Raw genomic sequence first — 10,103 nt, 5'->3', positions numbered from 1 at the left:
CCTCCCCGGCCGCCGGCCCGCCGCCGCCCCCCCCGGCCTGCGGCTGGTGCCGATCCCGGCGCTGCCGCCGCTGACGACCGGATGGGCGGTACGGCAGTGGGCGGCACTGAGCCCCGCGGCGGTGGAGTTCGCGGAGACGGTGAACCGGTGCCTGGTGGGGAGTCCGGCCGGCCGTACCTGACGCCCCGTCAGCCGAGGGGTCGTCAGGTCGGAGGATCGTTCCCTCAACCGCCCCTGATAGGTAGTCAGTTACGGTCCGGTCGTCACGCCGGCCTGTCGCTCCCCCTCCCGACGACCGGCTCCTGGATCTCGGTCACCCACTTCTCCTGGTCCTCCGGGCACTCCAAAGAGAGCTCCCGGGCATAGCCGGCGGAGCGGTAGCCGTTGGCGTCGATCCAGTGCGCGAGGTTCTGCGCGGTCGGCATGATCCGGCTCATCGGGCCGCGGTGCACGACGGTCGCGGCGAGGTCGAGACCCGGGAGCGTGACGACGTCGAACCCGAGGACGGGGACGGGGGTGGGAGTGCGGCTCGTACCGTCAACCGCGGTGCCGGGGGCGGCCTTTGCCAGCGCCTCCGGAGCGATCACGAAGCCGGCGTGCACGACGATCGCCTCGCCGCCGCCCTGCCTGCCGCCCGCCCCCTGACCGCTGCCACTGCCACCGCCGCCGCGCTGCCCGTCCGGGAACTCCCCGGCGTCCGGGGCGTCTTCGCAATACGCCAGCCCCGGGCCCGAGGGCGTCATCCCGCAGGCCGCCAGCCGGCGGCACAGCTCCTCGTACGGCGGCGTGATGACCGGGCCGATGTCCTGCGGGCCGTAGCCGGCGGCGATCCCGCTCAGCTCTGCGAGCAGGACCGTTTCGGTGCGCTTGAGCACCACGTCGTCGGCGGACATGTGTCCCTCGCTCTCGATCGTGCGGAGCCTCGCCTCGACCTGCGCCAGCCGCGCGCCGGCCGCGCGCCGGCCGCCGCCCGCGCCGCCGCCTGCTCCGCCTGCCGCAGCCGCAGCATGCCGCGCAGCTCCGGCACGCTCACCTGCTCGTCCAGGATCGCCGCCACCTGCTGGAGGCCGAACCCGAGGTCCTTGAGCGCGATGATGCGGTTGAGGCGGGCGAGTTGGGCCGCCTCGTAGAAGCGGTAGCCGCTGACGGGGTCCGTACGGGCCGGGCGCAGCAGCCCGATCGCGTCGTAATGACGCAGCATGCGGGCCGAGACACGGCCGTACCTGGCGAAATCTCCGATGGTGAACATGACGCCTTCCAGTGGAGTGCTTCCCACGGTGTCAAGGTCAAGGGCGGGGGTGGAGGTGGGGTGGGGTGGGGTGCGGGGGGGCGCGCCCGGGGGGACGGCGATGGGGACAGCGCCACGGTCGCCGGGGCGCGTACCGGCGTCAAGATCAGCGGGGGTGGACCACTATCGGCTGACCGGCTCCCGGACCGGACGCGTGCCAGACCGGTGCCCGACCGGCGCCTGCCCGCTGCCGGACCGGTGCGACTGCCGGACCGTGCCCGGGACCGACCTTCACCACGCACTCCACCACGCGCCGACTACGCTCCGCCCGCCACCGTTCACCTCTCCGCGACCGAAATGCACCGCTCAGGTCCGTGCAAGGGCCACCGGCAGCAGCATCGCGTCAAGTGACGTAGACAAGCCGTCAATGATGCGTCAGCGGGCGGCGCTCTGCCCGGAGGACCGGGCATAGCGTCTGTGACGAGCCCCGGCGTACGCGTTTCCACCGGTCCGGGGTCGTCCCGTCGAGGAGCAACGCCGTGTCCCACCGTCTCTACGCGGAAGATCCCGAGCCTTCTGATCGCGTCCCGGCCGGGCCTCTGTTCGTCCCCGTCCGGCCGGGACCCGCGGGCTGCACGACCCGCCTGTTCCGCACCCCGCTCGGCGGCCGAACCGCCGTCGGCTTCACCTCACCGCAGCGGCTGGCCGAGGCCCTCGGCGGCGGTCAGCCCTGGGTACGGCTCTCCGAGCCCGCACTTCGCGCGCTTGCCGAGCCCCTCGGGGCGACGATCGTGACCGTCGATCCGCGGTTCGCCCCCGAAGTTTCCCGCAGGCACCACCTACGGGCCGTCTGAGGAAGGGGCACCCCCCACCATGAGCCACAGCACACTGCCCCAGACCGAGGCACCCCGGACCGATCCGGCACCCGGCGCGGCACCCCAGACCCCCGGGCCGCGCACCGCGACCCGGACCACCGACCGCGCCACCACCGAACGCGCCACCGGCACCTCCGCCGACCCGCTCGCCATCTGGCCCGCGTCCGCCGTCTCCCTCCCCCAGGACGATCTCGCGGTGGGCGGCGTCCCGCTGACCGAACTGGCCGACCGCTTCGGCACCCCCAGCTATGTCCTGGACGAGGACGAGGTGCGCAACCGCTGCCGCGCCTACGTCCGGGCCTTCCCGAACGCCGATGTCTACTACGCGGCCAAGGCGTTCCTGTGCCGCGCCATGGCGCACTGGGTGGCGGAGGAGGGGCTGGGCCTGGACGTCTGCTCCGCGGGCGAACTGGAGCTGGCCGTCACCACCGGCTTCCCGCCCGAGCGGATCGTGCTGCACGGCAACGCCAAGAGCCCCGCGGACCTGCGGGCCGCGCTGCGGCTCGGCGTCGGCCGGATAGTGATCGACAGCACCTCGGAGATCGCCCGGCTGGCCGCCGCGGTCCCGGTGGGGACCCGGCAGAAGGTGCTGATCCGGGTCGTCCCGGGCATCGCCGCGGGCGGCCACGCCAAGATCCGCACGGGAACCGAGGACCAGAAGTTCGGGCTGTCCATCGCCGACGGCTCCGCACAGCACGCCGTCACCCGCGTACTGAGCCAGCCGCGCCTCGAACTGGTGGGCCTGCACTGCCACTTGGGCTCGCAGATCACCACCGTCAAGCCCTACCTCTCGGCCGTGCGGCGACTGGTCGGCCTGCTGGCCCGCATCCGGGAGCAGCACGGCATCACGCTCCCCGAACTGGACCTGGGCGGCGGCCACGGCGTCGCGTACCGTCCCGGTGAGGACGCCCTCGACCTCGCCGGACTCGCCACCAAGATCCGCGCCGAACTGCCCGGCGGCTGCGCGGCGGCCGGCCTGCCGGTACCCCGGCTCGCCGTCGAACCCGGCCGGGCGATCGCCGGCCCGGCCGGTGTCGTCCTCTACCGCGTACTCTCCGTCAAGCGCACCGGCTCCACCACCTTCGTGGCGGTGGACGGCGGGATGAGCGACAACCCGCGGCCCGCGCTCTACGGGGTGCGCTACGCGCCCCTGCTGGTCGGCCGCCGCTCGGGCGCCGCGACCGAACCGGTCACCGTCGTCGGACGCCACTGCGAGGCGGGCGACATCCTCGCCTCCGACGTCCAACTCCCCGGCGACATCCGCCCCGGCGACCTGATCGCCGTCCCCGTTGCCGGCGCCTACCACCTCTCCATGGCCTCCGGCTACAACCTCGTCGGCCGCCCCCCGGTCGTCGCCGTCACGGCAGGCCACGCCCGGCTGCTCGTCCGCCGCGAGTCGCTGGCGGACATCCAGGAGCGCGACATCGGGCTGTAGAACCGGGCCGGGCGAGGAGAGGGGTCTCCCTCACCATCCCTCTCCTCGCCCTGCCCTCTCCCTCTCTGCTCCGTGCCCGTACGGCTCCGCCCCCGCTGCCTCTTGGCGGGTGCGGAGCCGTACGGGCGCCAACACCCGGACCCACGCGCTGATGCCCATCCGCGCACAGTCATCCACGTACGCACGAGCATCCGCATCCATGCATCGTGAAACTGACTTGTAGGATGACCGGGCAACCGTGCCGGCCGGACCGGCAACACCTGACCGGCCGCGACCGAGAACGACGACGACACAGCAGAAAGCGGGACAGCGGCATGGCACTCCAGGCGGCCGGACGGCAGTCCCTGGTCGACACCGTCGTCGAAGCCCTGCGCTCCCAACTGACCGCCGGGGAATGGACGGTGGGGACCCGCATCCCCACCGAGCACGCCCTCGCCGAACAGCTCCAGGTCGGCCGCAACACCGTCCGCGAGGCCATCCGGGTCCTCGTACACGCCGGGATGCTGCGCTCCCGTCAGGGCGAGGGCACCTTCGTCGTCTCCACCGCGGATCCCGCCGAGATCATGCGTGGCGTCCAGCGGGCCGGCATCCGCGACGTCCTCGAACTGCGCATCGCCCTGGAGGCCGAGGCCGCCCGCCTGGCCGCACTACGGCACGAGCCCGCCGACCTGGAGCGCATGCGGGCCGCCCTGGACGCCCAGGCGGAACTGGAGGGCGCCGACGGCCACCCCCGCTCCGGCAGCCTGGAGCTCTACGCCGACCACGACGTCGCCTTCCACCGGGCCGTCGTCGAGGCCGCCCACAACTCCGCGCTGACGGCGACCTATGCGTGGTTCAGCAACTCGGTCCGGGAGGCCCTGGTCACCGCGCTCGACGACCAGGCGATGCCGAGAATCCTGCACGGCGACCACCGCGCCGTCCTGGACGCGATCGCCCACGGCGACCCCGATGCCGCCGAGCGCGCCGCCCGCGACCTCCTGGAGAAGCCCAAACGGGCCGTGGAAGCCCTCTTGGCCGCCACCGAGCCCACCCACTAGGCCGCCGCCGCACCCCATGGCCGCGGGCCGGCCACCAAGGCCCGATCCCTCACCGCTTCATCCACCTTCCCTCGCCTCAGTCCTTCACCTCGCCCTTCACCTCGCCCTTCACCTCGTTCTTCACCTCCGCATTCGCCTCTTCCGCCAACTCCACGTTCGTCTTCCGCCCGCTCTCACCCTCAACTTCCGCACGATTGGCTGGTACGCACGCATGTCTGGGCCCAGGTCCGAAGCCCCCGAAGCCCCCGTTGACGCCTCCTCGTCGATCGACACGATCGACGCCGAGGAGAACCTGGTCGCGACACCGCAGGTCACCGCCGCCCGCCACCGGCCGCGGACGCACCCCGCCCTCCTCCTGGCCGGCATCGTCCTCGCCGCGGTGAACATGCGCGCCGCCCTCGCCGGCGTCTCCCCCCTGGTCGGCGAAATAGCGCACCACTTCCACCTGGCCGCCACCGCCGGCAGCCTGGTGACCACGATCCCGCTGGTCTTCATGGGCCTCGGCTCGATCATCGCCCCGAAAATGGCCCGCCGTTGGGGCACCGAGGCGGTGCTGTGCGGCGCGCTGGTGGCCCTGTGCGGCGGCATCGTGCTGCGCATCGCCCCGCCGGTGGCCGCGCTCTTCGCGGGCTGCGCGGTGGTGGGCGCGTCCATAGCCCTGCTCAACGTCCTGATGCCGGGCCTGATCAAGCGGGACTTCCCGGACCGAGCCGCCGGCATGACGGCGCTCTACTCCACTGCGATGATCATGGGTGCCACCCTCTCCGCCGCCTCGGCCGTCCCCCTGGAGAACGCCCTCGGCAGCTGGCAGGGCTCCCTCGTCTCCTGGGCTCTGCTCGCCGCCGTCGCCGCACTCGTCTGGGTCCCCCAGGCCGTCATCGCACGGAGCGGTGGGGGCACCTCCCATGCCCTTCAGGCCATGGGGGAGCACCACGGCGCGGCGGCGGCAACTCCCGCCCACGGCACCGCATCCGGCCCGAAGCTGAGCCGCTCGCCGCTCGCCTGGCAGGTCACGCTCTTCATGGGCTCGCAGTCGCTGATCGCCTACGTGATCATCGCCTGGATGCCGACGATCTTCAGCGATCACGGCATGGGCAAGAGCGAGGCGGGCCTGGTCTTCGCCTTCAGCACGCTGGTGCAGATGGCCGGTTCGTTCGTGGTGCCGATGCTCGCCGGCCGGATGCGCCGCCAGCGGCTGCTGGGCGTGGCCGTCTCCGCCCTGATGGCCTGTGGCGTCACGGGGCTGCTGGCCGCCCCGGTGGCCGGCGCCTGGCTGTGGGCGGCGGTCCTCGGCATCGGCCAGGGCGGCGCCCTCGGCCTGGCCCTGACCATGATGGTGCTCCGCTCCGGCGACGCGCACACCGCCGCCCGCCTCTCCGGCATGTCCCAGACCGGCGGTTACCTCCTCGCCGCCGCCGGCCCTCTGGCCCTCGGCGCCGTTCACCAGGCCACCTCCGGCTGGACCGTCCCGCTCCTCCTCCTGCTCGCCGTCTGCGCGGGCCTGTCCCTCCTGGGCCTGGGCGCGGGCCGCGACCGCCGCATCGGAGAGGACGCTGAGCGAACCCGCCGAGCGGACGCTCGGCGAACCCCGACGAAAACCACTGAAACCCGCTGAAACTCGCTGAAATCAGTCGAGACCATGCCGCGTCACGATTTAGTCCTGGTGCGTTATGGTCCGGCCACGCCGCATCGCGGTTCAGCGCCAGAGATCCAGCGCTGAACCGCACCACAACCGCACCAGGTCGAACCGCACCCGGTCGCGACTCCGGTGGGCTTTCCGCCCACCGGCGCGTGAGAGCTTCCGGGGTCCGGACAGAGCCCCGGTTACGGGAAGGGCGGGAAGGACGGGACGGCGGAACCCCCACCCGCGCTCCGCGCGCCCGGAAACTCCCACACCCCCGCCGTCTGTCCTACCGTGCCCCCATGAGCGATGTTCAGCACACCGTTCGCCGGCCCGGTCCGCGGCTCTCCCGCACCGGCTGGCTTCTTGTCGTCGCCGTTCTGTGTGTCGTGGCCATCCTCGCCGTACTGATCGTGCCGCGGCTGCTGCGCGAGCGGCAGCAAGGGGAGCTGACGGTCCCGGAAGGGCAGCGGGCCTCGCAGGTCTACGCCGCCGCCGACCGGGCCCTGCACCTGCCCGACGGCACCACCGCGAAGGCCGCCAAGACCGCGCACCTCCCGCTGCCCGCCGCCGCGAACGGCAACGCGGAGGGCTATCTCTTCCCGGCGACCTATCCGGTCCGCTCGGACAGCACCCCGACGTCGCTGCTCACGTACATGGTCAAAACCGCCGACCGGCGGCTCGCCGACGACGGCATCACCGCCTACCGCACCGTCGTGATCGCCAGCATCGTGCAGGCCGAGGCCGACAGCCCGGCAGACATGGGCAGGGTCGCCCGGGTGATAGAGAACCGGCTCGCGAAGCACATGCCGCTGCAGATGGACTCGACGATCAACTACGCGCTGGGCCGCAGCACCCTGCACACCAGCCACTCCGACACCCGCACCGAAAGCCCGTACAACACGTACCGGAACGAGGGCCTGCCGCCCACCCCGATCGACAATCCGGGTGCCGACGCGCTGAAGGCGGCAAGCGCCCCGCCGGCGGGCGACTGGCTCTACTTCGTCACCGTCAAACCGGGCGACACCCGCTTCACCGCCAACTACCAGGAACACCTGCGGAACGTCCGCGAGTTCAACAACCGGCAGAAGCACACCACCGCGAACGCCGGCTAGCCGCCCTCTCGTCCCCCCTCCCCGGACGAGACGGCACCGCTCACGCCGCCCGCTCCGGATCTCCGGATCTCCGGTGCTCCCCGTCTCCCCCGTCTACTCCTCGCCCGCCAGCGTGAGCACCTTCAGCCGCCGTCCCGCGTACCACGTCGCCGCGGCCGTGACGCCGATCAGCAGGCAGATGGCGAGCGGCAGTTGGACGTCCGAGCTCAGCGCGCCCTCGGCGCCGATCTTCTGGCCCACGGCGAGGGCCCACTGCTGGACGCTGAGGGTCCGCGCACCGGGGACGAGGGTCCCCACCAGCGCCTCCCAGACCAGGGCGTAGACCAGGCCGAAGACCACGGCATGCCGGGTGATCGTGCCGAAGAGGAGGAACAGGGCACTGTAGGCGACCAAGGCGACAGCAGCCGCCACCGCATACGCCACGGCTATCTGCTGGCTGTTGCCGTTGAGGACGAATCCGGCCACCAGGACCGGTATCGCCGAGAAGGCGGCCGTCACCCCGATCGCGACCAGCAGCTTGGTGAAGATGATCGTCGAGCGCGGCACCGGCTTGGCCAGCAGATAGACCACCGAGCCGTCGTCGATCTCCGGCCCGATCGCGCCGGTCCCCGCGATGACCCCGATCAGCGGGACCATCGTGCCCAGCGCGAAGCCGCCGAGGATGCCGCTCGCGGTGGTGTCGTCGGCGCCGGTCAGCGCGCGGACGAGGACCGCGATGACCACCAGCATGGCGGGCAGCGCGAAGAGGATCAGGGCGCGCCGCCGGCCGAGCAGGGCGCGGTAGGTGAGCCGGGCGACGGTCGGGTTGAAGAACGCGCCCTTGGGTGCGGCGGCGGGCGCCGGCGGGGCCGTCGAAGAGGTCGCGGACATACTGCCTCAGGGCTCCTTTCTGGCCTCAGGCCGCTACGAGGTAAGAGAAGACGGATTCCAGCGACTCGTCGGAGGGCGAGACCGTCAGCAGGCGGATGCCGTGGTCGCGGGCGACCCGCGGCAGAAGCTCGGTGAACCGGCCGAAGTCGACGGCCTGGATACGCAGCGCGCCCTCGGCGAAGTCCACCTCGATGCCGGCGGTCGAGGGGTCGGCTATGAGCGCCCCGGCCAGTGCCCGGTCGTTGTCGGACCGTACGAGATAGCGGTGCGGGCGGTCCGTCATCAGCCGGCGGATCTTGCGGAAGTCGCCGGAGGCGGCATGCCGGCCGGCCACCACCACCTCGATGTGCGAGGCGAGTTGCTCGACCTCTTCCAGGATGTGCGAGGAGAACAGGACCGTGCGGCCCTCGTCGCCCATCCGTCGCAGCAGCTCCATCAGCTGCATCCGCTGCCGCGGGTCCATGCCGTTGAACGGCTCGTCGAGCAGCAGCACGGACGGGTCGTGGACCAGTGCGGAGGCCATCTTCACGCGCTGCCGCATGCCCTTGCTGTAGGTCGAGATCTTGCGGTCCTGGGCGTACTCCATCTCGACGGTGGCCAGCGCCCGGGCCGCCGCGGCCCGGCCCAGGCCGTGCAACTCGGCGTTGGCGACGACGAATTCACGGCCGGTGAGGAAGTCGTACATCGCCTCCCGCTCCGGCACGATGCCGATGTGGCGGTAGCTGCCCGCGTTGCGCCAGATCGTCGTCCCGTCGAGGGTGACGGTGCCGTTGGAGGGGGCGAGGAAGCCGCCCATCATGTTGATGAGGGTGGATTTTCCGGCGCCGTTGGGGCCGAGTAGGCCGGTGACGCCGGGGGCGATGGTCATCGTGACGTCGTTGACGGCGACGACGTTCCCGAACCAGCGCGAGACATGGTCGATGCGAAGAGTGCTCATGGGCGCAGCCCATTCCTTGAGGGGTGGTGGTCGGGCGACGGCGACAAGAAGAGACAGCGCGAAGCGCTTCGTGCCGGGGTGGTCAAAGGCCCGCCTTGCGGTAGCGCCGCATCAGCAGGGCGTAGCAGCCGGCTATGAGGAGCAGCGAGACGAGGACGTAGACGACTCCGGCGCCGGTCGACGGCGTCTGGCCGTTGGGGAACGAACTGCTGCCGCCCAGGAACGTCGACTGCACACCGTCGATCAGCGTGATGGGGGAGAACAGCCCGAGCCAGCCGACGGCGGCTTCGCTGCCCCGGAAGGAGGCGATCCCCTGGACCGCGCTGACGGCGCCGTACGGGATGGTCAGTACGGCGATCACGGCGGCGACGCCGAATCCGCGGCGCGGGGTGAGCGCCGAGACGAGCAGTCCTATCCCGGCGAACAGCAATGAGAGCAGGGCGCTGGAGACCAGCCCCTGGCCGAACCCCTTGGTCTGGTTGAGGAAGTCCAGCTTCGCCAGCAGCGCCCCGGCGTAGAGGATCACCAGCGGCGTGGCGGTGAGGATGAACAGCGCACTGGCCATCGCCGCGAACTTCGCCATGACGTAGTCGGCCCGCTCGATGGGCCGGGAGAAATACAGCGGAACGGTCTTGAAGCGCAGATCGCGCGAGACGGACTGCGGCGCCTGGGACGCGAGATAGAGACCGATGACGGCTTGGAGGTAGATGGCGTAGCGGGTGTAGCCGATCGGCAGGCTGCCGGCCTTGGTGAACACCGTCACCGCGACCGTGATCCCGGCGGGCAGGCACATCACCCCGAAGAGCAGCATCGGCAGCACCTTGCTCTTCGCGGACCGCCCGAGGCCGTACGCACCGCGCAGGCTCTGCGAGAACAGCGACCGCCGGGCATAGGCGCGGCCCAGACGGGGGCCGTCGTAATGGCGGTAGCCGATGTTGTGGATGTAGGCCCCACCGGGCGTGGTTTCCGTACTCATGCTCCGTTA

General features: G+C 71.7%; 8 protein-coding genes and 2 pseudogenes. 6 read left to right on the top strand and 4 right to left on the bottom strand.

The genetic code is table 11. The annotated features are described in order from the left end of the window. Positions 1-181, top strand: a pseudogene (locus RZ84_RS41390) (LysR family transcriptional regulator); the annotation flags it as partial. Between the two features lie 82 nt (positions 182-263). Here the strand turns inward: RZ84_RS41390 and RZ84_RS18850 are convergent. Then, a pseudogene (locus RZ84_RS18850) lies at positions 264-1,249 on the bottom strand (MerR family transcriptional regulator). Positions 1,250-1,767: 518 nt separating this feature from the next. Here RZ84_RS18850 and RZ84_RS18845 point away from each other — a divergent pair. The 5 genes from RZ84_RS18845 to mltG all read left to right on the top strand — a co-directional run bounded on the left by RZ84_RS18845 (position 1,768) and on the right by mltG (position 7,311). After that, positions 1,768-2,082, top strand: a complete 315-nt coding sequence (locus RZ84_RS18845; protein ID WP_043265283.1) for an SAV_915 family protein — start codon at positions 1,768-1,770, stop codon at positions 2,080-2,082. Positions 2,083-2,101: 19 nt separating this feature from the next. Next, positions 2,102-3,538 carry a diaminopimelate decarboxylase gene (gene lysA, locus RZ84_RS18840; RefSeq protein WP_043265282.1) on the top strand — a complete coding sequence of 479 codons (1,437 nt, stop codon included), beginning with the start codon at positions 2,102-2,104 and terminating at the stop codon, positions 3,536-3,538. Positions 3,539-3,852: 314 nt separating this feature from the next. Beyond that, positions 3,853-4,575 (top strand): FadR/GntR family transcriptional regulator, encoded by a 723-nt coding sequence (locus RZ84_RS18835; RefSeq protein ID WP_043265281.1) that lies wholly within the window; start codon positions 3,853-3,855, stop codon positions 4,573-4,575. A 211-nt stretch (positions 4,576-4,786) separates the two neighbouring features. Next, positions 4,787-6,190: a CynX/NimT family MFS transporter gene (locus RZ84_RS18830; RefSeq protein WP_052230014.1), complete on the top strand. Its 1,404-nt coding sequence runs from the start codon at positions 4,787-4,789 to the stop codon at positions 6,188-6,190. 308 nt (positions 6,191-6,498) lie between these two features. After that, a complete protein-coding gene (gene mltG / locus RZ84_RS18825) occupies positions 6,499-7,311 on the top strand; it encodes an endolytic transglycosylase MltG (RefSeq protein ID WP_043265280.1) in 813 nt (270 codons plus the stop codon). Between the two features lie 93 nt (positions 7,312-7,404). Here the strand turns inward: mltG and RZ84_RS18820 are convergent, their stop codons facing one another. The 3 genes from RZ84_RS18820 to RZ84_RS18810 form a co-directional block, all read right to left on the bottom strand. Continuing rightward, positions 7,405-8,181, bottom strand: coding sequence for an ABC transporter permease subunit (locus RZ84_RS18820; RefSeq protein WP_043265279.1), 777 nt, complete (start codon positions 8,179-8,181; stop codon positions 7,405-7,407). A 25-nt stretch (positions 8,182-8,206) separates the two neighbouring features. Then, positions 8,207-9,118: an ABC transporter ATP-binding protein gene (locus RZ84_RS18815; RefSeq protein WP_043265278.1), complete on the bottom strand. Its 912-nt coding sequence runs from the start codon at positions 9,116-9,118 to the stop codon at positions 8,207-8,209. 82 nt (positions 9,119-9,200) lie between these two features. Further along, positions 9,201-10,094 carry an ABC transporter permease gene (locus tag RZ84_RS18810; RefSeq protein ID WP_043265277.1) on the bottom strand — a complete coding sequence of 298 codons (894 nt, stop codon included), beginning with the start codon at positions 10,092-10,094 and terminating at the stop codon, positions 9,201-9,203. Positions 10,095-10,103: the final 9 nt, after the last annotated feature.

Origin of the sequence: Streptomyces sp. CT34, from assembly GCF_000805335.1 — a bacterium.
Classification (GTDB): Bacteria; Actinomycetota; Actinomycetes; order Streptomycetales; family Streptomycetaceae; genus Streptomyces.
This window is presented reverse-complemented; position numbering and strand designations above follow the sequence as displayed.